Here is a 23,727-nt window from a genome sequence, read left to right as displayed (position 1 = left end):
CGGCGAGCGATACGGGCGGAGCGCGCCGCCGGGCAAGCTGCGGCGATGCATCCCTGCCGGGACGCCCCGGGCCCCTTCACCGGAGCCGGCGGCGCACCATATGCAACAGACGCAGCCGGCGGCGCCCGCATGCCAGCGGGCGCCGCGACCGATGCGCCGGGCGCCGGGCCTCGCGAGGTTTATGGACCGGACTACGAACGAGTGGGCGGTTTCGTTCCGTGCGAACGGCGCCGGGGCCGCCGCAGCAGGGAGTACGGGATGCCGAACTACCGCGTCGACTTCGCCAAGGAGATCCTCGGGGTGCCGTTCACGATCGGCTCGGTCGCGATCGCGCGGGCCCGCGATCCCGAGCGCGCCCGCCGCGCCGCGGAGCTGCGCTTCGCCCGCCAGCACGGCGTCGGCGACTGGCGCGAGCGGGCGGACCTCGCCACCGTGGCCGAGCGGCTCTGACGACCGCCCGGCCGGACCCGTCGCGCGGCCCCACCCGTCACACGATCTTCGTGCCGCTCCCGCACTCTGGGATCCCCGCGTCGGCGACCGGTCAAGCTCTGGTCGCGGCGGCCGCGGCGCCGTAGAATGGCGGGCGGATCGGGACGCCCGCCGGCGTCCGGATCCCGTTCCGTCCGCGCCCGACCGACGAGCCGGCGTCGCGGGACCGGACACGTCTCGAATCCGGGTCATCGGGGGTCAGTGCGAAGGTCATGGCGGCGATCTCCTTCTTCGGCGACCTGCTTCAGACCATCAGCGAGCGCGGCCGCGACCTGATCGGGATCGGGCGCGGCGACATCGCGTCCCGGGCGAGTGCCGGCGACCTCGTCAAGCTCTGCGAGGACCTGATCTCCCGGCGCGGCGAGGCCTCCGGGGTGGCGCTGGCCCGCCTGATCCTCGACCGCTACGCGAGCTTCGGTCAGGCGGAGCGCCACGCCTTCCTGCGGGCCATCGCCCTCGACTTCGACGCGGACCACGCCGCCGTCGACGAGGCCATCGCCGCCTACCGCGCCGCCCCCTCCCGCGCCCGCCTGGGCAGCCTGCACGAGGCCGCCGAGCCGCGCAGCCAGGAGCTGATTCGCCGCCTCAACCTCGCCCGCGGCGGCACGCTCAGCCTCGTGCGGATGCGCGAGGACCTGTTCGACCTGCGCCGGGCCCTGCGCGCCGGCGACGAGGCCGACCCCGCCCTGATGGACGCCGTCGACAGCCTCGACTGCGACTTCGAGCACCTGTTCGCGTCGTGGTTCAACCGCGGCTTCCTCGTGCTGCGCCACATCGACTGGACGACGCCGGCGCACATCCTGGAGAAGATCATCCGCTACGAGGCGGTCCACGCCATCTCCGGCTGGGACGACCTGCGCGCCCGCATCGAGCCGCCGGACCGGCGCTGCTTCGCGTTCTTCCACCCGGCGCTCGCCGACGAGCCGCTGATCTTCGTCGAGGTGGCGCTCACCGACCAGATCGCCCCGGCGATCGCCCCGATCCTGTCGCAGGAGCGCAAGCCGCTGCAGCCGCAGGCGGCCACCACGGCGGTGTTCTACTCGATCTCGAACTGCCAGAAGGGCCTCGCCGGCGTGACCTTCGGCAACTTCCTGATCAAGCAGGTGGTCGAGGACCTGACCCGCGAGGTCCCCACGCTCAAGACCTTCGTGACGCTCTCGCCGGTGCCGGGCTTCGCGGCGTGGCTGGCGCGGGAGCGCCGGGCCGACAGCCCGCAGGGCCTGCTGCCCGAGGATGTAGAGACCCTGCGGGCGCTGGACGACCCGGCCTGGCCGGCCGACAAGGCCCGGGCCGAGACGGTGCGCCGGGCGCTGATCCCGGCCGCGGCCGCCTATTTCCTGCGCGCCAAGAACGAGCGCGGGCGCCCCCTCGACCCGGTGGCCCGGTTCCATCTCGGCAACGGCGCGCGCCTCGACCGGATCAACTTCCTGGGCGACACCTCCAAGAAGGGGCTGGCGCAGTCCCACGGGCTGATGGTCAACTACCTCTACGACCTCGCGGCCATCGAGCGGAACCACGAGACCTACGCCAATCTCGGCACCGTGGTGGCGGCGCCGGCGGTGACCCGGGAACTGCGCGCCAAGCTGCCGCCGCCCCGGGCCGTGGTGCTCGCCGAGGCGTAGGCGTCGCGACTCACCGGGCCGCGCGGACGACGCGCCGCCGGAAAGGGCTCGCCGAGGGGGCCTCCGGGCGGCTATGGGTGCGCGCGACCCATAGCCCGTGATAGCCCAGCCTCACGATGACGAACCACCTCTTCTCCCTGGTGCGGGACGGCGCCGCCGATCCCGCCAAGACCGTGATCGAGACGCCGGACGGGCGCCGCTACGCGTACGCGGACCTGATCGCCCGCTCCGGCGCCTACGCGGCGGCCCTGCGGGCGGCGGGCGTCGCGCCCGGCGACCGGGTGGCCGTGCAGGTCGAGAAGAGCCCCGAGGTGATCTTCCTGTATCTCGGCGCGGTCCGGGCCGGCGCCGTGTTCCTGCCGCTCAACACCGCCTACACCCCGGCGGAGATCGGCTACTTCCTGGGCGACGCCGAGCCGACCGTGTTCGTCTGCGACCCGGGCCGGCGCGACGCGCTCGCCGAGGCCGCCGCCGGCGTCCGGCAGGTCTGGACCCTCGACGCGGCGGGCGGCGGCAGCGCCGCGGAGGCTGCTGACCGGGCCGCCGATGCGGGCGCCGCCTTCGCGGACGTGCCCCGGGGTCCGGAGGATCTCGCGGCGATCCTCTACACCTCGGGCACGACCGGGCGCTCCAAGGGCGCCATGCTGACCCACGACAACCTCGCGTCGAATGCCCGGACGCTGGTCGCGTACTGGCGCTTCACCGCCGACGACGTGCTGATCCACGCCCTGCCGGTGTTCCACACCCACGGCCTGTTCGTGGCGACCAACACGGTGCTGGCGAGCGGCGGCTCCATGCTGTTCCTGCCCCGGCTCGACCCGAAGCTGATCCTGAGCCTGATGCCGCGGGCGACCGCCCTGATGGGCGTCCCGACCTTCTACACCCGGCTCCTCAAGGAGCCGGGCCTGACGCCGGAGGCGGCCCGGGGCATGCGCCTGTTCGTGTCGGGCTCGGCGCCGCTGCTCGCCGAGACGCACCGGGAATGGCAGGCCCGCACGGGTCACGCCATCCTCGAGCGCTACGGCATGACCGAGACCAACATGAGCACCTCGAACCCCTACGCGGGGGACCGGGTCGCCGGCACGGTGGGCTTCCCCCTGCCGGGCGTGTCCCTGCGGGTGGTCGATCCCGAGACCGGCGCGGCCCTCGGGCCCGACGCGGTCGGCATGATCGAGGTGAAGGGCCCGAACGTGTTCCAGGGCTACTGGCGCATGCCCGAGAAGACCGCCGCCGAGTTCCGGGCCGACGGGTTCTTCATCACCGGCGACCTCGGCAAGGTCGACGGCCGGGGCTATGTCCACATCGTCGGGCGCGGCAAGGACCTGATCATCTCGGGGGGCTTCAACGTCTACCCGAAGGAGGTCGAGACCGAGATCGACGCCCTGCCGGGCGTGGTCGAATCCGCCGTGATCGGCCTGGCGCACCCGGATTTCGGCGAGGCCGTCACCGCCGTGGTGGTGGGCGGCGCCGGCTGCCCGGACGAGGCCGGCGTGCAGGCCGCCCTGGAGGGGCGCCTCGCCCGGTTCAAGTGCCCCAAGCGGGTCCTGTTTGTGGACGAGTTGCCGCGCAACACGATGGGCAAGGTCCAGAAGAACCTGCTCCGCGAGGCGCATGCGGGGCTGTACCGGGACTGACGCGCCGTCCTGTCAGGAGGGTCGACGGAGCGAGGATCCGGCCACCGCGTCGCTGCGAGCGGAGCAATCCAGGCGGCGCCACGCTGCTCGACGTCGCGCAACTCCGGGGCACGTCGCCTCGCCCGGGATGACGGCGCCGAGGCCCCCACGGAGGGGCCTCGGCCACCGAATCAGAGATTGTGCTGCGTCCGCTCGCCCGCGGGCGGCGTGTGGCTCTCCGGATCGACCACCTTGCGGGCGGCGGCGTTGAGATTGTCCGGGTCGAGGGCGGTCTGGACGAACTCGCGGCCGATATTGGTCACCTCGCGGGCGTAGCGCAGGCCCTGGTCGCGGACCTCGTCGGCCCAGGGACCGATGCTCCGGTCCTCCTGGCGGGTGCGCGGCAGCAGCGCGCCGAGGAGCAGGCCCGCGGCCACGCCGACGACGCCGACGAGGAGCGGGTTGTCGTCCACGAAGCGCTCGACGGCGGTGCGCCCGCGGTTGATCCCCTCGATCCCCTGGTTGGTCAGGTCGTCCAGCGCCCGCATGTTGCGGCGATGGAGGGCGCCGGCCCGCTCCCGGGCCTCGTCGTAGGCCGCGGTGGCGCGGTCGCGCGCCTGATCGGCCGCCCCGCCGAGGCGGTCGTTGATGTCGTCGGCGAGGCCCGAGACGGTGCGGCGCGCCTGCCCGGCGAACTCGGTGGCCCGGTCGCCCGCCACCCGGATGCCGTCCTTCGCGGCCGAAGCGGCGTCCTGGGCAGCGTCCTGGGCAGCGTCCTGGGCAGTGTCATGGGCGGCGTCGTGCGAGCCCGTCGCCGCGCCGGGCCGAAGCGGGTCGTGCAGGCCGCGCGGATCCGGCCGGAGGGTGAAGTCGCCCGCGGCGGTGCCGGGCGCGCCCGGGTCGCCGAGGCCGGTCGGATCCGGCCGCAGGCTCTTGTCGTCGGCGCCGTGCGGCATCCCCGCCGCGGCGGCGAGCTGCTCGGGGGTGCTGGAGGGGATACCCGGCTTGTCGGTCATGGCGCTGTCCTCAGATGTCGGTCTCGCCGGCCCGCCTTCGGTGCCGGTCTGCCCGGTCGTCCGGCCGGGCGGCACGGTGTCTCGTCCCGGATCCGGCCGGACCCGGACGGGTCCGGTCCTCAGATCTCGGTCGTGTCCAGCGGATCGCGGGCCGGGCGGACCGTCGGGCGGTCGGGGTCGTAGCCGCGCGCCGCGCCGGTGTTCAGGGTGGGCACGCGCTCGGCCGAGACCTCGGTGCGGCGGCGCTGGGCGTCGCGGGCCATCCGGTTGAACAGCAGGCCGACGCCTGCCGCGATCAGCAGCACCGGCACGGGATTGCGGCGCACCGCCTCCAGGGCCGAATCGTAGGTCGTGTTCAGCGCCGGCACCCGCCGGGCATTGCCCAGCATCTCGTCCACGAGATTCGGCACCGAGAGCCGGCCCTGGATGCGGTCGATCGTATCGTCGAGCCGGGCGCGGCTCTCCTCGATCTCCTTCTCGAGGTCGTTCATCGTACTCATCCGGACACGCGCTCCGAGAGGGCCTGGGCATCCTGGCGGACCTGGCGCGTCGTGCGCTTCGGGGCCAGGGTCGAGAGGGAGAGGACGCTGCGCGCCCACAGGGCCATCCCGAGGGCGAGGAGCAGCAGAACGCCGCCGACGATCAGGGCCGAGAGCCACTCGGAGCCTACGATGGTGGCGAGCCACTTCACGAAGGCGCCGATCAGCACCAGCAGGGCGACCACGGCGAACACCGCCGAGCCGACCATGCAGGCGAGGCCGACGATGAGCTGGCGGACGTTGCCGGCCATCTCGGCCCGGAACAGCGCGATCTCCTTGCGGGCGAGCTCGTTGGTCTCCCGCAGGGCGTCGCCGATCAGGCTCTGGATGCTGGAGGGGCCCGTGGCTGGGCCCGTGGAGGAACCCGTGGAGGGGCCCGTCTGGCGCGGGTCGGAGCCGTAGGTCATGGCGTCAGGCCCGGAAGCTGTCGCGGGCGTCGCCGTCCGGCGCCTCCGGCGGCAGGCTGGACGACTTGATGAAGCGGGCGGCGATCAGGCCGGCCACGAAGGTCCCCACGGCCACCGCCACCGGCGCGCGCCGGGCGAAGGACTCGGCCTCGCTGTAGAACTCGCCGAGGCTGCGGCGCTCGATCGAGGAGCCGAGTTGCTCCAGCCCGTCGGCGGCGCTGTCGAAGAAGGCGCGGACGTTCGGCTTGTCGCCGAGATCGCGGCCGGAATTGCGGATCGTCTGCGCCAGGTCGTGGACCGACTGCGCGGCGTCGCTCTTGCGCTGCTCGACGTAGCTCTGCGCCTGCAGCCGGGCCGCGTCGAGCAGGCCGCGCCCGCGCTCGGCCGCCACGTCGGCGAGCCCCTCGACGTCGCCCTGGAGGGCCCGCCACTGCGCGCGCTCCTCCCCGGCGGTGTGGGGCGCGTCGTGCGGCGCGGCGTGCGGCCCCTCGCGGTGCGGATCCGCGATCGGATCCGCGGGCGTGCCTTGCGGTAACTCGTTGCCGGCCATCTCGAAAACACTCCTCGCGGCGCGGGAACGGGGCCGCTCGCGGCGGCCGCGGGCCCCGCGATGGCTGAGTAACCGACTCGGCTGTCGCGGGTTCCGGTCCCTGTGCGCCCTTCCGATGCATGCGCGGGGTCCGGCGCGACGGGCGGCACCGCTCACGCGCCGTTCAGGCAAGATCTGCCAGAACCGCCACGCTTGTACAACGCTCGCATGGGGCGCCCGACCGGGGCGCCCGACCGGGACGGAGCGGCCGCCCTGTCCCGGAACGGCAGGGCCTCGACTTGACCCGCGCCCGGCTTCACGCTTGGGTTGCGGGACGACCGACAAAGGATCGCGCAGGGCCTCCGCGCGTTCTGACATAGTAGTGACGTCCCGATGCAGGCGCGGCGATATCCTCGACCCGACCCGCGCCCCTGATCCGGAGCCGACCCGCGTGGCACGCCTTGTGATCGTATCGAACCGCGTCGCCGTCCCGGAGGAGGGCGGCAAGGCGGTGGCGGCGGGCGGCCTCGCCGTCGCGGTCAAGGAGGCCTTCACGGCCTACGAAGGTCTGTGGTTCGGCTGGAGCGGCACCATCACGGACGAGCCGTCCGAGGAGCCGACGCTGATTGATCGGGGCCGGGTCCAGTACGCCGTCGTCGACCTCTCGCCGCAGGATCACCTGGAATACTACGCCGGCTTCGCGAATCGCGCCCTGTGGCCGATCATGCATTACCGGCTCGGGCTCGGCGCCTTCTCGCGCTCGGACTATGCCGGCTACAGCCGCGTGAACCGGACCTTCGCGCGGGCGCTGGCCAAGCTGGTCGAGCCCGACGACATCATCTGGGTCCACGATTACCACCTGCTGCCGCTCGCCGCCGAGCTGCGCGGACTCGGGCTCGACAACCCGATCGGCTACTTCCACCACATCCCCTGGCCCGCCGCCGACGTGTTCAACTCGCTGCCGGCGAGCACCGAACTACTGCGCGCCATCGTCGACTACGACCTGATCGGCCTGCAGACCGAGGCGGACGTCCAGAACCTGCAGCGCAACCTCGTCGATACCCAGCGGGCGATCCCGCTCGGCGGCGGCTCGCTGATGGTCGACGGCCGCCGGACCCGGATCCGCGCCTTCCCGATCGGCATCGACGTCGCGGGCTTCAAGGAGGCCGCCGAGAAGGCCAATTCCAACAAGGTCGTGCGCGAGACCATCGCGGGCCTGCGCACCCGCAAGCTGCTGATCGGCGTCGACCGGCTCGACTATTCCAAGGGCGTGCCCGAGCGGATGGAGGCGGTGGAGAGCTTCTTCGCCTCGAATCCCGACCAGCGCGGCAACGTCACCTACATCCAGATCACGCCGAAATCCCGCAGCGAGGTGCCGGAATACGAGCAGCTCGCCCGCGAGGTGAACGAGAAGGTCGGCGAGATCAACGGCTCGCTCGGCGACCCGGCCTGGACGCCGATCCAGTACATCACCAAGGCCTATCCGCGGCCCGTGCTGGCCGGCCTCTACCGGGCCGCCCGGGTCGGGCTCGTCACGCCGATGCGCGACGGCATGAACCTCGTCGCCAAGGAGTACGTCGTCGCCCAGAGCGAGGACGATCCGGGGGTGCTGGTCCTGTCGAAATTCGCCGGCGCCGCCCGGCAGCTGCCCGAGGCGCTGCTGATCAACCCCTACGACCGGTTCGAGGTCGCCGAGGCGATCCGCGCGGCCCTCTACATGCCGAAGGCCGAGCGGCTGGCGCGCTGGAAGCCGATGGTCGAGCGCATGACCCGCGAGGACGTCGACTGGTGGGCGCGCAACTTCCTGGCGGAACTCGAGAACTTCCGCACGGTCGAGCGCGAGCCGCCCACCGCCGCCGCGGCCGCCGAATAGCCGGCGCCTCCCGCTGCTCCCGCCCGCCGCCATCCGTGTGACCGGACGCCCCGCATGATCGCCGTCGACGACGGGGTACCGGCACCGCTCGGCGCCCATTTCGACGGGCGCGGCGTCAACTTCGCCCTGTTCTCCGAGCACGCCACCGCGGTCGACATCTGCCTGTTCGAGCCGGGGGAGCGGCACGAGACCCGCACGGTGCGGCTGCCCTGCCGGACCGACGACGTCTGGCACGGCTACCTGCGCGGCGTGCTGCCGGGCCAGCTCTACGGCTACCGAGTGCACGGCCCCTGGGACCCGGCGGCGGGCCACCGGTTCAACGCCTCGAAGCTCGTCCTCGACCCCTACGCGCGGGAGATCCGCGGCCGGATCCGCTGGCACGACGCGCTCTACGGCCACCGCCGGGGCGGCGGGCGCGAGGACCGGATCGACCGGCGCGACAGCGCGGTCTACATGCCGCGCTGCGTGGTCACCGCGCCGGAGGTGCCCGACCTCGCCCTCAACCCGGTCCGCCGGCCGCTCGCCGAGACGGTGGTGTACGAGGCGCACGTCAAGGCGCTGACCCGCACCCATCCCGACATTCCCGAGGCGGAGCGCGGCACCTACGGGGCGCTCGCCCACCCGGCGATCATCGAGCACCTCGTCAAGCTCGGCGTCACCGCCCTGGAGCTGCTGCCGATCCAGGCCTTCGCGGACGACCGCTTTCTGGTGGAGAAGGGGCTCGTCAATTTCTGGGGCTATCAGCCACTGGGCTACTTCGCCCCGGAGCCGCGCTACCTGGGGGAGGGCGGCCTCGGCGGCCTGAAGGCGGCGATCCGGGAGCTGAACGCCGCCGGGATCGAGACCTGGCTCGATGTGGTCTACAACCACACCGCCGAGGGCGACCATACCGGCCCGACCCTGTCGTTCCGCGGCATCGACAACGCCAGCTACTACAAGCTCGATCCCGCCGACCCGCGCCGCAACCGCGACTGCACCGGCTGCGGCAACACCTTCGACGCGAGCCACCCGCGGGTGATGCAGCTCGTGCTCGATTCGCTGCGCCACTGGGTCACCGCCTACGGCATCGCGGGCTTCCGCTTCGACCTCGCCTCGAGCCTCGGGCGGGCGCCCTTCGCCTTCACCCCGCAGGCGGCGTTCTTCCAGGCCGTGGCGCAGGACCCGGTGCTGGCGCGGGTCAAGATGGTGGCCGAGCCGTGGGATGTCGGGGAGGGCGGCTACCAGCTCGGCGGCTACCCGCGCGGCTGGAGCGAGTGGAACGACAAGTTCCGCGACGCCGCCCGGGGCTTCTGGAAGGGCGATTCCGCCACGCTCGCCAAGGTCACGCAGGGGCTGACCGGCTCGCGCGAGGTGTTCGCCCCGTCCGGGCGCTCGCCGCTGGCCAGCGTCAACTTCATCGCCAGCCACGACGGCTACACGCTCGCCGACACGGTGTCGTACGAGGAGAAGCACAACGAGGCCAACGGCGAGGACAACCGCGACGGCCATAACCACAACGTCAGCCGCAACTACGGCGTCGAGGGCGACACCGACGACGCGGCGATCCTGGCGCTCCGCGCCCGCCAGAAGCGCAACATGCTGGCGACGGTGATGCTGGCCCAGGGCGTCCCGATGCTGCTCATGGGCGACGAGCGCTCCCGCAGCCAGGGCGGCAACAACAACGCCTACGCCCAGGACAACCCGACGAGCTGGATGGACTGGAGCGTCGATCCGGATCCGGCCCTCACGGACTTCGTGGCCAACCTGCTGGCCCTGCGCCGGGCCCAACCGGCCCTGCGGCGGCGGCGCTTCTTCACGGGCGCGCTGATCGACCCCGACGAGCCCCTGCGCGACGTGCACTGGCTCTCCCCCGAGGGCATCGAGATGGAGGTCCGGCACTGGTCCGACGACGGGCTCCAGGTGTTCGGCATGCAGATCGGCAACGACGGCGACCCGGGCGAGCGCCTGCTGATGCTGTTCAATGCCGGGGCGGAGGCCGTCAGCTTCCGCCTCGCCCCGGTGATCGGCGGCCCGTGGACGCCGGCCTTCGACACGGGCGAGCCCGCGGGCGCCCGCACCCCCGGCGCGCCGGCGATCGCGGCCGGGACCGCCGTGCCGCTGCCGGGCCGCACGGTCCTGGTGCTCACCGCGCCGGGCACCGAGACCGGCAACCGGGGCGGCTGGGTGCCGGGCCGGTAGGGGCGGGGCGCCTCAGGGCCGGCCGGAATCGGCCGGACGGCGCCGTCAGTCGAACAGGCTGGAGACGCTGGATTCGGTCGCGGTCCGGCCGATCGCCTCGCCGAGCAGCGGCGCGATCGTCGCCACCCGGATGTTGCGGGCGAGCTTGACGGCCTGCGTCGGCTGGATCGAGTCGGTGATCACCAGCTCCTTCATCCGCGAGGCGGCGATGCGCGAGACCGCGCCGCCCGACAGCACGCCATGCGTGATGTAGGCCGAGACGTCCTTGGCGCCGGCGTTGAGCAGGGCCTCGGCGGCGTTGACCAGGGTGCCGCCCGAATCGACGATGTCGTCCACGAGAATGCAGGAGCGGCCCTCGACCTCGCCGATGATGTTCATCACCTCGGACTCGCCGGGGCGCTCGCGGCGCTTGTCGACGATGGCCAGCGGGCAGTCGATCCGCTTGGCGATGGCCCGGGCCCGGACCACGCCGCCGACGTCCGGCGAGACCACCATCCGGTCGGCGCTCGGCAGCCGCTCCTTGATGTCGCGCACCATCACGGGGGCGGCGAACAGGTTGTCGGTGGGGATGTCGAAGAAGCCCTGGATCTGGCCGGCGTGGAGGTCGAGGGTCAGGACGCGGTCGGCGCCCGCCTCGGTGATCAGGTTCGCCACCAGCTTGGCCGAGATCGGGGTGCGGCCGGAGGTGCGCCGGTCCTGCCGCGCGTAGCCGAAATACGGGATCACCGCCGTGATGCGCCGGGCCGAGGACCGGCGCGCGGCGTCGATCATGATCAGCAGCTCCATCAGGTGGTCGTTCGCCGGGAACGAGGTCGACTGGACAATGAACACGTCCTCGCCGCGCACGTTCTCCTGGAGCTCGACGAAGATCTCCATGTCGGCGAAGCGCCGGACCATGCACTTGGCGAGCGGCAATTCGAGATAGGCCGCGATCGCCTCGGCCAGGGGCCGGCTGGCATTCCCGGCGATGATCTTGATCGAGGATTTCATGGGCGGCCGCTCGCTCGCGGCCGGACCTCCCGCCGCTCTTGTTCAGACCGGTCTCCCGAGGAGCCGGAACGATCCGATGACGGGCGAGGCTCTTAGCAGCGGGCCGGAAGTGTCACAATGCCTTCACGGCCGCGCCCTCACCGCGCTCTTACCCCGCTCTCACCGCGGACGCGCGCGGCGGACCCGGCCCCGGACCCGGGTTCGGATCCCCGCGCGCCCGGTCCCCTCAGGGGGCCGGCGGCTCCAGCAGCCGGTGCAGGTGCACCACGAAGTAGCGCGTCTGCGCGCTGTCGACGGTGGCCTGGGCCTTGGCCCGCCACGCGGCCTGGGCGGTGGCGTAGTCCGGGAAGATGCCGACGATGTCGAGGTTCTTGATGTCCCGGAACCGGACCCCGTCGAGATCCTGCAATTCACCGCCGAAGACCAAGTGCAGTCTCTGGTCGCTGTCGATTTCCGTCGTCATGGCCCGTCCTCCGTTCCTGCGCGGCGCTCGCAAATGGCGGGCCCGCGGTCAAGCCTGAACATCCGCAGGCGAGCCCCCAATCCGCCGCAGGTCTGCGGCGGCCGGGCGAGGGGCCCGGCCGGGGGGCTGAGCGTAGCGGCGCGGTGGATGCGCAACACCGGACGCGCCGTGCTACGAGCGGCCCATGACACGCCGCCTCCTCCCCGACGCCGTCCTCGTCGCGCTGGCCCTCGGCCTCGGCGCGGCGCAGGTCCAGGCCCAGCAGGCGCCCCGCGCGCCCCGCCCCGACAGGAGCGTCCCGGACCGGCGGGCCGGGCCGCCGGTGATCGGCTGCCCGTCGCTGGCCAATTACCGCATGCTGATGCGCGACGGTGCGGCGGCGGCCGCGGCGCACTTGGCCGACCCCAAGGCGGACCATCTCGGCTGCGCGGCGCTGGCGCGCACGGACCTCGCCGGCATCGTCGACAAGGTGACGCTGGGCGGCGCGAGCTACGACTGCGCCGCCGTGCGCGGCACCACGGCCTGCCACTGGATCGCGCCCGGGACGATTCCCGAAGGCCCCGCACCGGCCAAGCGCTGACGGTCGGCCGCGCGGCCCGCGCTCAGCGCAGGTGGCCGCTGGCGCGCAGGTCCCGCTCGACGGCGTCGTGGAGGGCCTGGAGGGGATTGTCGTTGATGGCGGCGGGCGGGTGCAGCGGCGCCATCGGGGCGGGCCGCGCGTCGAGCCCCGGCAGGATCGTGGCCTCGGCGCCCGGCCGACGCGGGGGAAGTCCCGCGGGAAGTCGCACGGGCCGGCGCACCGCGAGGGTTCGCAGCGCCTCGCGGGCGCCGGGCGGGAGGAGCGTGACGAGTCTGTCCAGCATGGCCGGCCTCAGCGCGCGCGGCCGGCCGCGGCCGGCGGGAACGGGACGGTGGCGGCGGATCGGTTCTTCACGCGGGCACCCGTGCGGGATCGATCGCGGGAAACGAGCCGGCACCCCCACAGTTCCGATGAAGCAGTATCGCGAATTTAATCGCACGTGTCGCCTGAATATCGGCGAACACTGGTTCATCGGTTTCGATTGTCTGAAGCGTGGCGGAAGCGGATGGGAATCGAACCCACCGTACGCTGTTGGCGTACCGCTGGTTTTGAAGACCAGGAGGGCCACCAGACCCCGTTCGCCTCCGCGACCGGGGGTACGGGCGGGGCGGGGCGGGGTCAAGGCCGGCCGCGTGCGGCGGATCGCGCCGCCGATCCGCCGCCCGGACGCCTGGATTCGTATTAATTCCGCCACACTGTTGTGGCCCTGCACCAGTCATGCCGTTCCTGAGACGCTCACGGACAGAGGAAGGCCCCGCGTCGGTCCCCGAGAGGGGTGCCGACGGGGCGGGCCAGGACGCGGTCCAGCAGGACGCTGTCCAGCCGGCCGCGGATCAGCGGGACGCGGATCAGCGGGACGCGGGCACGCCCGCGGGCCCCGAGGCGTCCCAGCCGTCCGGCACGCCCCTGGCGGAATCGCTGCGGCCGGGCCCGCGCGGTCCCGGCTGGATCGGCGCCGCCATGGTGATCACCGCCCTGGTCTCGGCGCTCGCGACCTTCCTGATCCTGGCCGGGGTGATCCGGGTGACGCCGACGCCGGCCTACGGCGTGACGCTGCTGGCCATCAACGCCGCCCTGGTGCTCGGCCTCGCGGTCATCATCGCCTGGGAGGCGCGGGTCTTCCTGCACGCCCGCAAGGCCAACGCCGCGGTGGCGCGCCTGCACACCCGCATCGTCGGCCTGTTCTCGCTGATCGCGATCCTGCCGACGATCCTGCTCGCCGTGGTCGCCTCGGTGACGATCGACCGGGGCCTGTCGCTCGGCTTCACCGACCGGGTCCGGGACGTGGTGCTGAAATCCGTGGAGGTGGCCGACGCCTACCAGGAGAACCAGTGCCAGAGCCTCGCCCGCGAGATCCGCATCCTCGCCGACGACCTCACCCGGGCCCGGCCGAACTTCGACGTGAACCGGGACTGGTTCCAGACCTTCCTGACCACCCGGGCGACCAATCTCGGCCTGCCGGTGGCGCAGATCATGCGCGGCCCCACCGAGGTGGTGGCCCGGGCCAAGATCGACGTCCTGAAGACGAACCGCCTGCCCTCGGCGGCGGCCTTCGAGGACGCGGCGAACTCCGCCGATCCGATCTGCCTCCTGCCCACCGAGGGCCGGGTCTTCGCCGCGCTGCTGCGCATGCCGGCCTACGACGACGCCGTGCTGATGGTGCAGCGGGAGGTGAGCCAGCTCGCCATCGAGTTCCCCGGCGTGTCCCGGGCGGCGGCGGCCGAGTACCTCACCTACGATTCGCTGCGCCGCTCGATCCAGATCACCTTCGCGTCGGTGTTCCTGCTGATCGCGCTGATCGCGCTGCTCTCGGCCGTCTGGTTCGGCATGAACTTCGCCAACCGGTTCGTGGCGCCGATCCGGCGGCTGATCAACGCCGCCGACCAGGTGGCGTCGGGCAATTTCTACGCCCAGGTGCCGACCAAGAAGACCAGCGGCGACCTCGCCCACCTGGGCGAGAGCTTCAACAAGATGACCCAGGAGCTGCGCCGCCAGCACGCCGGCCTGATCGCCGCGAGCGACCTGATCGACACCCGCCGCCGCTTCACCGAGGCCGTGCTGTCGGGGGTCTCGCCCGGGGTGATCGGTCTCGACGCGGCGGGCTTCGTCACCATCGCCAACCCCGCCGCCGAGCGGATGCTCGACCTCGCGAGCGACGCCCTGGTCGGCGAGCCGCTGGCCCGCGCGGTGCCGGAGCTCGCGCCGGTGCTGGCCGAGAGCGAGGCGCGCCCGCGCAGCCTGCAGCAGCAGCAGGTCCAGCTCACCCGGTCCCGGGGCGAGCGCACCATCACGGTGCGGGTCACGAGCGAGCAGGCGCAGGGGGCGTCCCGCGGCTCGGTGGTGACGCTCGACGACATCACCGACCTCGTCCAGGCGCAGCGCAGCTCCGCCTGGGGCGACGTGGCGCGCCGCATCGCCCACGAGATCAAGAACCCGCTGACCCCGATCCAGCTCTCCGCCGAGCGGATCCGCCGCAAGTACGGGAAGGTCATCACCGCCGACAAGGAGGTGTTCGACCAGTGCACCGCCACGATCGTGCGCCAGGTGGACGAGATCAAGCGCATGGTCGACGAGTTCTCGGCCTTCGCGCGGATGCCGAAGCCCGCCATCGCGCCGAACGACCTCACCGAGATCGCCAAGCAGAACCTGTTCATGATGCGGGTCGCGCACCCGGACATCGACTTCGCGTTCTCGGCCCAGGGCGGCGCGGGCAGTGCGGAGAAGATCGTGGCGGCCTTCGACATCCGGCTGCTCAGCCAGGTGATCACCAACATCCTCAAGAACGCCGTCGAGGCGGTGGCCGAGGTGCCGGAGGCCGAGCTCGGCAAGGGCAAGATCAGCCTGAACCTCGCCGTCGAGGACGGGTTCGCGGTGATCGCCGTCACCGACAACGGCAAGGGATTCCCGGCCGAGGGGCGCCAGCGCCTGCTCGAGCCCTACATGACCACCCGCGAGGGTGGAACCGGGCTGGGGCTTGCTATCGTCAGCAAGGTGCTCGAGGAGCACGGCGGCGGGATCGAGCTGAACGACAATCCCGCCGGCCGCGGCGGCCAGGTCCGGATGCGGGTCCCGCGCGAGCACGGGCCCGAGCCGGCGGCGGCGGCCCCCGAGACCAGTCCCGTCACGACAGAGGAGAAGGGCGCCGCGCCGACGGCCCCCCGGATCGCGGAGATGCACGCATGAGCGCCGATATCCTGATCGTCGACGACGAGGCCGACATCCGCGACCTCGTCGCCGGGATCCTGGACGACGAGGGCCACCGCTGCCGCACGGCCGGCGGCTCGGACGAGGCGCTCGCCGCCATCGAGGCGCGCCGGCCGCACCTCGTCTTCCTCGACATCTGGCTGCAGGGCTCCCGGCTCGACGGCCTGCAGGTGCTCGACCTGATCAAGGCCGCGAACCCCGACCTGCCGGTGGTGATGATCTCGGGCCACGGCAACATCGAGACCGCGGTCTCGGCCATCAAGGCGGGCGCCTACGACTTCATCGAGAAGCCGTTCAAGGCCGACCGGCTGATCCTGGTGGCCGAGCGGGCGCTGGAGGCCTCCCGGCTCCGGCGCGAGGTCCGCGACCTGACGGCGCGCTCCGGCGCCACCAACCGCATCGTCGGCACGTCGCTCGCCATCAACCAGCTGCGCCAGACCCTCGACCGGGTGGCGCCGACGAACGCCCGGGTGATGATCACCGGGGCGCTGGGCGCCGGCAAGGAGCTCGCGGCGCGCAGCCTGCACAAGGCCTCGGCCCGCTCGAACGGCCCGTTCGTGCTCCTCAACGCGGCGGCGATCCTGCCCGAGACCATGGAGGCCGAGCTGTTCGGGGTCGAGGGCGAGAGCGGCCGGCGGGTCGGCGCCCTGGAGGAGGCCCACGGCGGCACCCTCTACCTCGACGAGGTCGCCGACATGCCGCGGGAGACCCAGAACCGGATCCTGCGCGTCCTCGTCGACCAGAACTTCCAGCGGGTCGGCGGCACGACGCGGGTCCACGTCGATGTCCGCATCATCTCCTCGTCCTCCCGGGACCTTCAGGAGGAGATCGCCGCCGGCCGCTTCCGCGAGGACCTGTTCCACCGCCTGTCGGTGGTGCCGATCCGGGTCCCGGCCCTGTCGGAGCGCCGGGAGGACGTGCCCGAGCTGATCCAGTTCTTCATGGACAACATCTCGTCCCAGACCGGCCTGCCCAAGCGCCGGATCGCCGAGGACGCCATGGCGGTGCTGCAGTCGCACAACTGGCCGGGGAACGTGCGCCAGCTCAAGAACAACGTCGAGCGGCTGATGATCCTGACCCAGGCCGACCCGGAGCAGGAGGTCACCTCGGAGATGCTGCCCTCCGAGATCGGCGCCCTGGTGCCGACGACGCCGGGCGGCGCGGGCGGCGAGAAGCTGATGAGCCTCGCGCTCCGGGAGGCCCGCGAGATCTTCGAGCGCGAGTACCTCGTGGCGCAGATCGCGCGGTTCTCGGGCAACATCTCGCGCACCGCCGAGTTCATCGGCATGGAGCGCTCGGCCCTGCACCGCAAGTTGAAGTCCCTCGGCATCGGCCCGTGAGGCCGCGGCGCCGGGGCGCGCGTTGAGGGCGGGGCCGATCCGTCACGGATCGGCTGGAACGGGGGTTGCTTGCACCCACGCTTTCACGTCGTCATGGTGTTGGTATACACGGCCCTGGACCGGATGATCGGACGATCCGGCCCGCGGCATACTCCTCCCGGACCGAGCGAGCCGGGACAACAAGAAGGCCAAGAAGATGGCGGGCGAACGCGCACAGAACCTTCAGGACACCTTTCTCAACCATGTCCGCAAGAACAAGATTCCGCTGACCATCTTCCTCGTCAACGGCGTCAAGCTGCAGGGCGTGGTGACGTGGTTCGACAATTTCTGCGTGCTGCTGCGCCGGGACGGGCACTCGCAGCTGGTCTACAAGCACGCGATCTCCACGATCATGCCGGGCCACCCGGTGCAGCTGTTCGAGCCGGACGAGACCGCCGAGAAGGCGTGAGGGCCGGCGGCCCCGGCGCCTAGCGGGCCGGAAGCCGGGGATCGGGCGGGTCGGAGGCCCGATGCGCCGCGCGGGCGACGCCGCGCGACCGGCGCGGCCGCGGCGGGGGAGGGCGGATACCCCGCCCGCCGACGGATATCTGTGCCCGTTCGCGGCCGGCATCTTGGCCCGGCCCGCCCGCATCCCCATTCTGACACTCCGACCTCTCCAACGAAGCCGTCGCCCGGGGCGGCGGCGCCGAAGGCCGTATGACCGAAACGCTGACGTCCGGCGAAGCCCGCCTCCAGGCGCAGGCCGCCCCCGAGGGCGAGATCGCCGCGGCGACCCACACCCTGGTGATCGGCCCCTACCTCGCCCGCGGCGCGGCGGGGGCCGGCCCCGGACCGGCCGCGCCGTCGCGCTCCGTGGAGGCCCGCCTCGACGAGGCGACCGGGCTCGCCGCCGCGATCGAGCTCGACGTGGTCGAGAGCCTCGCCGTCAGCCTGCCGCGGATCCGGCCCTCCACCTATCTCGGCAAGGGCCGGGTCGAGGAGATCGCCGGCCTGATCCGCGCCCGCGAGATCGGCCTCGTCGTGATGGACTGCGCCCTGTCGCCGGTGCAGCAGCGCAACCTCGAGAAGGCCTGGGGCGCCAAGGTCATCGACCGCACCGGCCTGATCCTGGAGATCTTCGGGCGCCGCGCCTCCACGCGCGAGGGCACGCTGCAGGTCGAGCACGCCCACCTCGCCTACCAGAAGTCCCGCCTCGTCCGCTCCTGGACCCACCTGGAGCGCCAGCGCGGCGGCTTCGGCTTCCTAGGTGGCCCCGGCGAGACCCAGATCGAGGCCGACCGGCGCATGATCCAGGAGCGCATGACCCGGATCGAGCGCGACCTCGACGCGGTGGTGCGCACCCGCGGCCTGCACCGGCAGAGCCGGGCCCGGGTGCCGTACCCGATCGTCGCGCTCGTCGGCTACACGAACGCCGGGAAGTCGAGCCTGTTCAACGCCCTGACCCGGGCCGAGGTCACCGCCAAGGACATGCTGTTCGCGACCCTCGACCCCACCGCCCGGGCGACCAAGCTGCCCCACGGCGAGACCGTGATCCTGTCGGACACGGTGGGCTTCATCTCCGACCTGCCGACGCCCCTGATCGCGGCCTTCCGGGCGACGCTCGAGGACGCCATCGAGGCCGACGTGCTGCTCCACGTGCGCGACGTCGCCCACGTCGATTCCGAGGCCCAGGCCGAGGATGTCGGCGAGGTCCTGCGCGAGCTCGGCATCGAGACCAGCACCGACCGGATCATCGAGGTCTGGAACAAGGCCGACCTGCTCGACGACGACGAGCGCGCGCGGCTCCTGAACCTCAGCGGCCAGGCCAGGGCCCGCAACGACCGCGACAGCGCCGCGCCGGTCCTGGTCTCGGCGGTGACCGGGGAGGGGCTCGCCGCGCTGTCGGCCCGGATCGAGGCGCGGATCGGGCGCAACCGCGCGAGCTTCGCGGTGGCGCTGCCGCCGGAGGACGGGGCGGCGCTGAACTGGCTCTACGAGAACGCCGAGATCCTCGACCGCCGGTCGGAGGCCGACGGCACTCTGCATCTCGCGATCCGGATCGCCCCCGAGAAGGAGCCGCGCTTCCTCAACCGCTTCGCGGCGGCCCGGCGCCTCGGCCGGGGCGGTTGATGGCCTCGGGCAGCGCCGGCAACCCGACGCTCTCCGCGCTGCGGCCCGCGCGGGCTCCTGCCGAGGGCCGGGCGGATCCCGGATCGGACGACGAGGCGGTTTTGCGGACCATGCAGGCCGGCGGCGGCCTGCGCCTGCTCGGCCTCCGGGTGGTGATCGTGCTGGTGCTGCTGATGGCGGCCCAGGCCTATGACGGCTCTCTGCACGCCCTGAGCCACTGGTTCATCCTCGGCCTGTACGGCCTCGGCACGATCTGGTTCGGGCTGCGGGAGCGGGGCGGCGGCCCCGCGGCCACCGTCTACAGCTGGGCCGGCACCGGCCTCAATGCCGGGCTCGCCGTCTACGTGATCATCGAGCACATGCTGGCCGGGGGCGGGGCGGGGCTCGGCGCCGACGCGGTGAGCCGCCTGCCCGCCTTCCTGCTCCTGCTCCAGACCGGCCTGAGCATGCGGGTGGCGCAGACCCTGCTATTCTGCGGGCTCGTCACCGTCTGCTGGAGCGCGGCCTTCCTGGTCGGCCTGATCCATCCGGACCTGTTCCCGAACGCCGACACCTTCCCGACCGCGCAGCTCACCGGGCTCGCCACCTTCATGGCGGCGGGCCTCCTGGTGGTCGACGGCATGGTCCGCCTGCGCGCCGCGGTGGTGCGGGCCCTGCGCATGGAGCACGAGCGGACCCAGCTCGCCCGCTTCGTGCCCGACACGGTCGCCCTCGACCTCGCCGCCGACGACGGCGATTCCGGCCTCGGCATCCACCGGCGCCACGCCTGCCTGATGATCCTCGACATCCGCGGCTTCTCGCGGCTCTCCCGCGAGCACCCGCCCGAGGCCATGGTGACGGCCCTGCTGGGGGTCCGGGCGGCGGCCCAGGCGGCGGTGGCGGAGCAGGGCGGCCTCGTCGACAAGTATATCGGCGACGCGGTGCTGGTGCAGTTCGTCGTCGGCCATCCCGACGTCCAGGCGCGCGCGGCGCTCGCCTGCGCCCTGTCGATCCGCGACCGGATCGCCGCGCTCAACGCGGCCCGCGCCCGGGAGAATCTGTTCCCCCTGCGGGTCGTGGTCGCCCTGCACGCGGGCGACCTGCTGGTCGGGGTCTTCGACGACGGCGTGCGGGCCGAGTACACGGTGCTGGGCCCGGCGATGAACGCCCTGGCGCGGATCGAGACCCAGGCCAAGGCGGCCGAGATCGAGATCGCCGCGTCGGGAGACTTCCTGGACCTGCTCGGCGGCGTGCTCCCGGCCGGGATCCGGGCCGTGCCGGTGCCGGACGCCGCCCTGCCGGAGCACCTCACCCTGTCGGCGATCGCGGTGGCGCCCGGCGCCTGAGACGGATTCCCGGGGGGATCCCGGCGGCGTCTCGGCGGTCTCCCGGCGCCGCAGGGCGCCGGGATCGCGAGGATCGAGGCTGGCGCGCGCGGCGTCTTCTGCTACGCCCGCCGTGTTGCGAGCCCACCGTGCGTGGGCGTGGTGCCACGAGGACGCGATGCAGGGATCGACGCTGGGATCGAAGCCGGGCTCCAAGCCGGGCTCCAAGCCGGGATCGAGGTCGGGATCGAAGCCGGGACCGGGCTGGCTGGGGCGGCTCGCCCTGGGCGTCCTGGCGGCCCTGGCCGCCGCCGGGCCGGCGCGGGCGCAGGAGAAGCCGGCCGCGAAGGCGCTCCCGCCCCTCGTCTTCACCGGCATCCCCGACCAGGACGAGAGCCGGCTGGTCGAGCGCTTCGGCAAGGTCGCCGCCTATCTGGAGGCCGAGCTCGGCGTGCCGGTGCGCTACATCCCGGTGAAGAGCTACCCGGCGGCGGTCACCGCCTTCACCAACGGGCAGGTGCAGCTCGCGTGGTTCGGCGGCTTCACCGGCGTCCAGGCGCGCAAGGCCGTGCCGGGCTCCCAGGCGATCGCGCAGGGCGCCGAGGACGCGGCGTTCAAGACCTATCTCATCGCCAACGCCGCCACCGGGCTGAAGCCGGAGAAGGATTTCCCGAAGGCCGTCGCGGGCAGGACCTTCACGTTCGGCGCCCGCGCCTCGACCTCCGGGCGGCTGATGCCCGAGTACTTCGTCCGGCAGGCCTTCCCGGGGAAGACCCCGGAGCAGGTCTTCGCCCGGGTCGGCTTCTCGGGCGACCACACCCGGACGATCCAGCTGGTCCAGTCCGGCGCCTTCGCGGTCGGCGCCGTCGACTACTCGGTCTGGGACCTCGACTCGAAGGCCGGCAAGGTCGACCCGAAGGCCGTCTCGGTGATCTGGGAGAGCCCAACCTTCCCCGATTACCAGTGGACCGTGCGGGGCGACGTGGAGCAGACCTACGGCGCCGGCTTCACCGACAGGCTGCGGGCCGCGCTGACCGGCATCGCCAACCCGGCGATCCTGGAGCCGTTCGGGCGCTCGAAGTTCATCCCCGTGACCAACGCGGCCTACGAGCCCCTCGTCGAGGTCGGACGCTCCACCGGCCTCCTGGACTGACGCGCGTGTCGCGCGGCGCGGCAGCCGGCGAGGAGTCGGGCGAGGAGTCGGGCGCGGGGTCCGGCGCGGCCATCGTCCTGGCGAACGCCTCCGCGGCCTATGACGGGCGCCCGGTTCTGTCGGGCCTCGACCTGACCGTGCGGGCGGGCGAGCGGGTCGCGCTCATGGGGCGCTCGGGGGCCGGCAAGTCGACCCTGATCGGCCTGATCCACGGGCAGGCCCCCGGGCGGGTGGCCCTGGTGCCGCAGGCGGCCGCCCTGGTGCGGCCGCTCTCGGTGTTCCACAACGTCTACATGGGCCGCCTCGACCGGCGCTCGACCCTGCACAACCTGCGCACCCTGGTCCGGCCGGCGCGGGCCGACGTCGCCGCCGTGGCGGCGGTCCTCGACCGGGTCGGGCTCGCGGACCGGCTCTGGGACCGGGCCGGGGAGCTCTCCGGCGGCCAGCAGCAGCGCGTCTCGGTGGCCCGCGCCCTCTACAACGGACGGCCGATCCTGGTGGCGGACGAGCCGGTCTCGGCGCTGGACCGCCAGCAGGGCGGCCGGATCCTCACCGAGCTGGCCCGCGGGCACGAGACCCTGATCCTGGCGCTCCACGACGTGGCCCTGGCCCTCGCCCACACCGACCGGATCGTGGTGCTGGAGGCCGGCCGGATCGTCCTCGACGCGCCCTCGGCCGGCCTCGACCCGGCGCGGCTCAGCCCGTTCTACGAGGCCGCCTGATGGGCGCTCTCGCCGGCAAGGCCGGGTTCCTGCCGCGGCCGGGCTACGCGGCGGTGAGCCGCTGGTTCCTGGCGGCGGCGCTCGCCGGCCTGCTGGTCGCCGACCTGCAGGTCACGACCCTCCACCCCTTCGCCGACCTCGCCCGGCTGCTGGGCGGCCTGATCCGGCCCGATTTTCTCGCGGTCGAGGGCTGGAGCGTCCTCTACACCGTGGCCTTCGCGATGCTCGGCGTCGGGCTCGGGGCCGGGACGGGGCTGCTGCTCGCCGTCCCCTTCGCCCGCTCGCGCGCCGTCCGGCTCGCCTGCGCGGGCCTGCGCGCCGTCCACGAGCTGTTCTGGGCGCTGCTGCTGATGCAGGTCTTCGGCCTGTCGGCGACCACCGGCGTCCTCGCCATCGCGCTGCCCTACGCGGGCATCTGCGCCAAGGTCTACGCCGAGTTGATCGAGGAGGCCGACCTCGCGGCGCTCCGCGTCCTGCCCGCGGGCACCGGCGCGGTCTCAGCCTTCCTGTACGCGCGCCTGCCCGAAGTGGCCGGACGGATGCGCGACTACACCCTCTATCGCCTCGAATGCGGCCTGCGCTCCAGCCTCGTGCTGGGCTTCATCGGCCTGCCGACCATGGGCTTCGCCTTCGAATCCGCCTTCCGCCAGGGCCGCTACGCCGAGGCCGGGGCGCTGCTCCTGATCTTCTACGCGCTGATCGGCACGCGCCGGCTCTGGGTGCGCGCCCGGACCCTGCCGTTCCTCCTCGTCGGCGCCGTGCTGGCGCTGCCGCCGACCGTCGGCAGCGCGGCGATCGGCCCGAGCCTCGCCCGCTTCCTCGGCCACGACGTCGTGCCGGCCCCGCTCCGGGGCGCGCCGCTCGCCGAGCCCGAGACCTGGGCGCGGCTCTGGTCGTGGCTGCGCCCGATCCTGACCGAGCAGGTCCTGCCCGGGACCGCCCAGACCCTGATCCTGGCGCAGATCGCCCTGGCCGCCACCGCCCTCGGGGCCCTCGTCCTGTTCCCGCTGACCGCGCGGCGCTTCGCCGGGCCGATCGGGCGGCCGCTGGGGCGGGCGCTCCTCGTGGTGGTGCGCTCCACGCCGGAATACATGCTGGCCTACGTCGCCCTGCAGCTGCTCGGCCCCTCGATGCTGCCGGCGATCCTGGCGCTGGCCCTGCACAATGCCGGCATCGTCGCCTACCTGATGGGCCGCCACGCCGACGCGATCCCCTACCGGGCGGACGCGCCGCGGGGCCTCGACCTCTACGCCTACGAGACCGTGCCGCGGCTCTACGGGCAGTTCCTGGCCTACCTGCTCTACCGCTGGGAGCTGATCCTGCGGGAGAGCGCGATCTTCGGCATCCTGGGGGTCACGACCTTGGGCTTCTATGTCGACGCCGCGATCTCGGAATTGCGCCTCGACGTGGCCCTGGTGCTGATCGCCGCCACCGCGCTGGTGACGATGGCGGTCGACGCGTTCTCGCGGGCGCTCCGCCGGTCCCTGCGGATCGACACCCTGCCGACCCGGCTCTCCGGGCCGCAGCCGATCACCGGGGCGGAGGCTGCGGACGGCTGATCGGAGCGCCGCCGTCGTTGCGAGCGGAGCGGAGCAA

The 23,727-nt window shown here is 72.9% G+C and carries 21 protein-coding genes and 1 tRNA gene; 14 read left to right on the top strand and 8 right to left on the bottom strand.

The annotated features are described in order from the left end of the window. The first annotated feature begins 258 nt into the window (after window positions 1–258). The 3 genes from ACX9MN_RS17635 (at window position 259) to ACX9MN_RS17625 (ending at window position 3,745) form a co-directional block, all read left to right on the top strand. Complete coding sequence (locus tag ACX9MN_RS17635) at window positions 259–450, top strand: hypothetical protein (RefSeq protein ID WP_012318462.1); 192 nt, start codon at window positions 259–261, stop codon at window positions 448–450. Window positions 451–701: 251 nt separating this feature from the next. After that, complete coding sequence (locus ACX9MN_RS17630; RefSeq protein ID WP_020095583.1) at window positions 702–2,111, top strand: malonyl-CoA decarboxylase; 1,410 nt, start codon at window positions 702–704, stop codon at window positions 2,109–2,111. 116 nt (window positions 2,112–2,227) lie between these two features. Beyond that, window positions 2,228–3,745 (top strand): malonate--CoA ligase, encoded by a 1,518-nt coding sequence (locus tag ACX9MN_RS17625; RefSeq protein WP_020095582.1) that lies wholly within the window; start codon window positions 2,228–2,230, stop codon window positions 3,743–3,745. A gap of 170 nt (window positions 3,746–3,915) precedes the next feature. Here the strand turns inward: ACX9MN_RS17625 and ACX9MN_RS17620 are convergent, their stop codons facing one another. The 4 genes from ACX9MN_RS17620 to ACX9MN_RS17605 form a co-directional block, all read right to left on the bottom strand. Beyond that, entirely contained in the window at window positions 3,916–4,740 is an 825-nt protein-coding gene (locus ACX9MN_RS17620) for a hypothetical protein (protein ID WP_020095581.1), read from the bottom strand. Window positions 4,741–4,859: 119 nt separating this feature from the next. Continuing rightward, window positions 4,860–5,231, bottom strand: coding sequence for a DUF3618 domain-containing protein (locus tag ACX9MN_RS17615; RefSeq protein WP_020095580.1), 372 nt, complete (start codon window positions 5,229–5,231; stop codon window positions 4,860–4,862). Between the two features lie 5 nt (window positions 5,232–5,236). Further along, window positions 5,237–5,686: a phage holin family protein gene (locus tag ACX9MN_RS17610; RefSeq protein WP_205833574.1), complete on the bottom strand. Its 450-nt coding sequence runs from the start codon at window positions 5,684–5,686 to the stop codon at window positions 5,237–5,239. 4 nt (window positions 5,687–5,690) lie between these two features. Next, window positions 5,691–6,236: a hypothetical protein gene (locus tag ACX9MN_RS17605; protein ID WP_020095578.1), complete on the bottom strand. Its 546-nt coding sequence runs from the start codon at window positions 6,234–6,236 to the stop codon at window positions 5,691–5,693. Between the two features lie 430 nt (window positions 6,237–6,666). Here ACX9MN_RS17605 and ACX9MN_RS17600 point away from each other — a divergent pair, with 430 nt between their 5' ends. Together ACX9MN_RS17600 and glgX are read left to right on the top strand one after the other, a co-directional pair. Next, window positions 6,667–8,088 carry an alpha,alpha-trehalose-phosphate synthase (UDP-forming) gene (locus tag ACX9MN_RS17600; RefSeq protein WP_026605310.1) on the top strand — a complete coding sequence of 474 codons (1,422 nt, stop codon included), beginning with the start codon at window positions 6,667–6,669 and terminating at the stop codon, window positions 8,086–8,088. Window positions 8,089–8,142: 54 nt separating this feature from the next. After that, complete coding sequence (glgX, locus tag ACX9MN_RS17595) at window positions 8,143–10,266, top strand: glycogen debranching protein GlgX (protein WP_020095576.1); 2,124 nt, start codon at window positions 8,143–8,145, stop codon at window positions 10,264–10,266. A 45-nt stretch (window positions 10,267–10,311) separates the two neighbouring features. On the opposite strand, the gene ACX9MN_RS17590 is transcribed toward glgX, so the two are convergent. Continuing rightward, window positions 10,312–11,256: a ribose-phosphate pyrophosphokinase gene (locus ACX9MN_RS17590; RefSeq protein ID WP_012318471.1), complete on the bottom strand. Its 945-nt coding sequence runs from the start codon at window positions 11,254–11,256 to the stop codon at window positions 10,312–10,314. 226 nt (window positions 11,257–11,482) lie between these two features. After that, window positions 11,483–11,719, bottom strand: a complete 237-nt coding sequence (locus ACX9MN_RS17585) for a DUF4170 domain-containing protein (RefSeq protein WP_020095575.1) — start codon at window positions 11,717–11,719, stop codon at window positions 11,483–11,485. 184 nt (window positions 11,720–11,903) lie between these two features. On the opposite strand from ACX9MN_RS17585, the gene ACX9MN_RS17580 reads away from it, so the two are divergent. Beyond that, entirely contained in the window at window positions 11,904–12,299 is a 396-nt protein-coding gene (locus ACX9MN_RS17580; protein WP_020095574.1) for a hypothetical protein, read from the top strand. Window positions 12,300–12,321: 22 nt separating this feature from the next. On the opposite strand, the gene ACX9MN_RS17575 is transcribed toward ACX9MN_RS17580, so the two are convergent. Beyond that, window positions 12,322–12,582: a hypothetical protein gene (locus ACX9MN_RS17575; RefSeq protein ID WP_020095573.1), complete on the bottom strand. Its 261-nt coding sequence runs from the start codon at window positions 12,580–12,582 to the stop codon at window positions 12,322–12,324. A gap of 210 nt (window positions 12,583–12,792) precedes the next feature. Continuing rightward, a tRNA-Sec gene (locus tag ACX9MN_RS17570) sits at window positions 12,793–12,885 on the bottom strand. Between the two features lie 131 nt (window positions 12,886–13,016). On the opposite strand from ACX9MN_RS17570, the gene ACX9MN_RS17565 reads away from it, so the two are divergent. The 8 genes from ACX9MN_RS17565 (at window position 13,017) to ACX9MN_RS17530 (ending at window position 23,690) form a co-directional block, all read left to right on the top strand. Beyond that, on the top strand, window positions 13,017–15,482 hold the full coding sequence (locus ACX9MN_RS17565) for a sensor histidine kinase NtrY-like (RefSeq protein ID WP_020095572.1): 2,466 nt from the start codon (window positions 13,017–13,019) through the stop codon (window positions 15,480–15,482). Further along, window positions 15,479–16,843: a nitrogen assimilation response regulator NtrX gene (gene ntrX, locus ACX9MN_RS17560; RefSeq protein WP_020095571.1), complete on the top strand. Its 1,365-nt coding sequence runs from the start codon at window positions 15,479–15,481 to the stop codon at window positions 16,841–16,843. Before ACX9MN_RS17565 ends, ntrX begins: the two co-directional genes overlap by 4 nt. 196 nt (window positions 16,844–17,039) lie before the next feature. Beyond that, window positions 17,040–17,291: an RNA chaperone Hfq gene (hfq, locus tag ACX9MN_RS17555; RefSeq protein ID WP_007563033.1), complete on the top strand. Its 252-nt coding sequence runs from the start codon at window positions 17,040–17,042 to the stop codon at window positions 17,289–17,291. 248 nt (window positions 17,292–17,539) lie between these two features. After that, the gene (gene hflX, locus ACX9MN_RS17550) at window positions 17,540–18,952 is read left to right on the top strand and encodes a GTPase HflX (RefSeq protein ID WP_020095570.1); all 1,413 of its coding nucleotides are present in this window, start codon (window positions 17,540–17,542) and stop codon (window positions 18,950–18,952) included. Continuing rightward, window positions 18,952–20,277, top strand: coding sequence for an adenylate/guanylate cyclase domain-containing protein (locus ACX9MN_RS17545; RefSeq protein ID WP_020095569.1), 1,326 nt, complete (start codon window positions 18,952–18,954; stop codon window positions 20,275–20,277). Before hflX ends, ACX9MN_RS17545 begins: the two co-directional genes overlap by 1 nt. Window positions 20,278–20,434: 157 nt before the next feature. Then, window positions 20,435–21,409, top strand: a complete 975-nt coding sequence (locus tag ACX9MN_RS17540) for a putative selenate ABC transporter substrate-binding protein (RefSeq protein WP_020095568.1) — start codon at window positions 20,435–20,437, stop codon at window positions 21,407–21,409. A 5-nt stretch (window positions 21,410–21,414) separates the two neighbouring features. Further along, window positions 21,415–22,131: an ATP-binding cassette domain-containing protein gene (locus ACX9MN_RS17535; protein ID WP_020095567.1), complete on the top strand. Its 717-nt coding sequence runs from the start codon at window positions 21,415–21,417 to the stop codon at window positions 22,129–22,131. Continuing rightward, on the top strand, window positions 22,131–23,690 hold the full coding sequence (locus tag ACX9MN_RS17530) for a PhnE/PtxC family ABC transporter permease (protein WP_020095566.1): 1,560 nt from the start codon (window positions 22,131–22,133) through the stop codon (window positions 23,688–23,690). Before ACX9MN_RS17535 ends, ACX9MN_RS17530 begins: the two co-directional genes overlap by 1 nt. Window positions 23,691–23,727 lie beyond the last annotated feature (37 nt).

The organism is Methylobacterium sp. 1A (assembly GCF_058072805.1).
This window is presented reverse-complemented; position numbering and strand designations above follow the sequence as displayed.

Excerpts from the sequence above, each read along its gene's own strand:
- ACX9MN_RS17625 (WP_020095582.1), top strand. The coding sequence starts at position 2,228 with ATGACGAACCACCTCTTCTCCCTGGTGCGGGACGGCGCCGCCGATCCC.
- ACX9MN_RS17635 (WP_012318462.1), top strand. The coding sequence starts at position 259 with ATGCCGAACTACCGCGTCGACTTCGCCAAGGAGATCCTCGGGGTGCCG.
- ACX9MN_RS17605 (WP_020095578.1), bottom strand. The coding sequence starts at position 6,236 with ATGGCCGGCAACGAGTTACCGCAAGGCACGCCCGCGGATCCGATCGCG.
- ACX9MN_RS17575 (WP_020095573.1), bottom strand. The coding sequence starts at position 12,582 with ATGCTGGACAGACTCGTCACGCTCCTCCCGCCCGGCGCCCGCGAGGCG.
- ACX9MN_RS17590 (WP_012318471.1), bottom strand. The coding sequence starts at position 11,256 with ATGAAATCCTCGATCAAGATCATCGCCGGGAATGCCAGCCGGCCCCTG.
- ACX9MN_RS17585 (WP_020095575.1), bottom strand. The coding sequence starts at position 11,719 with ATGACGACGGAAATCGACAGCGACCAGAGACTGCACTTGGTCTTCGGC.
- ACX9MN_RS17565 (WP_020095572.1), top strand. The coding sequence starts at position 13,017 with ATGCCGTTCCTGAGACGCTCACGGACAGAGGAAGGCCCCGCGTCGGTC.
- ACX9MN_RS17630 (WP_020095583.1), top strand. The coding sequence starts at position 702 with ATGGCGGCGATCTCCTTCTTCGGCGACCTGCTTCAGACCATCAGCGAG.
- ACX9MN_RS17545 (WP_020095569.1), top strand. The coding sequence starts at position 18,952 with ATGGCCTCGGGCAGCGCCGGCAACCCGACGCTCTCCGCGCTGCGGCCC.
- hfq (WP_007563033.1), top strand. The coding sequence starts at position 17,040 with ATGGCGGGCGAACGCGCACAGAACCTTCAGGACACCTTTCTCAACCAT.
- glgX (WP_020095576.1), top strand. The coding sequence starts at position 8,143 with ATGATCGCCGTCGACGACGGGGTACCGGCACCGCTCGGCGCCCATTTC.
- hflX (WP_020095570.1), top strand. The coding sequence starts at position 17,540 with ATGACCGAAACGCTGACGTCCGGCGAAGCCCGCCTCCAGGCGCAGGCC.
- ACX9MN_RS17540 (WP_020095568.1), top strand. The coding sequence starts at position 20,435 with ATGCAGGGATCGACGCTGGGATCGAAGCCGGGCTCCAAGCCGGGCTCC.
- ACX9MN_RS17580 (WP_020095574.1), top strand. The coding sequence starts at position 11,904 with ATGACACGCCGCCTCCTCCCCGACGCCGTCCTCGTCGCGCTGGCCCTC.
- ACX9MN_RS17530 (WP_020095566.1), top strand. The coding sequence starts at position 22,131 with ATGGGCGCTCTCGCCGGCAAGGCCGGGTTCCTGCCGCGGCCGGGCTAC.
- ACX9MN_RS17610 (WP_205833574.1), bottom strand. The coding sequence starts at position 5,686 with ATGACCTACGGCTCCGACCCGCGCCAGACGGGCCCCTCCACGGGTTCC.
- ntrX (WP_020095571.1), top strand. The coding sequence starts at position 15,479 with ATGAGCGCCGATATCCTGATCGTCGACGACGAGGCCGACATCCGCGAC.
- ACX9MN_RS17620 (WP_020095581.1), bottom strand. The coding sequence starts at position 4,740 with ATGACCGACAAGCCGGGTATCCCCTCCAGCACCCCCGAGCAGCTCGCC.
- ACX9MN_RS17615 (WP_020095580.1), bottom strand. The coding sequence starts at position 5,231 with ATGAACGACCTCGAGAAGGAGATCGAGGAGAGCCGCGCCCGGCTCGAC.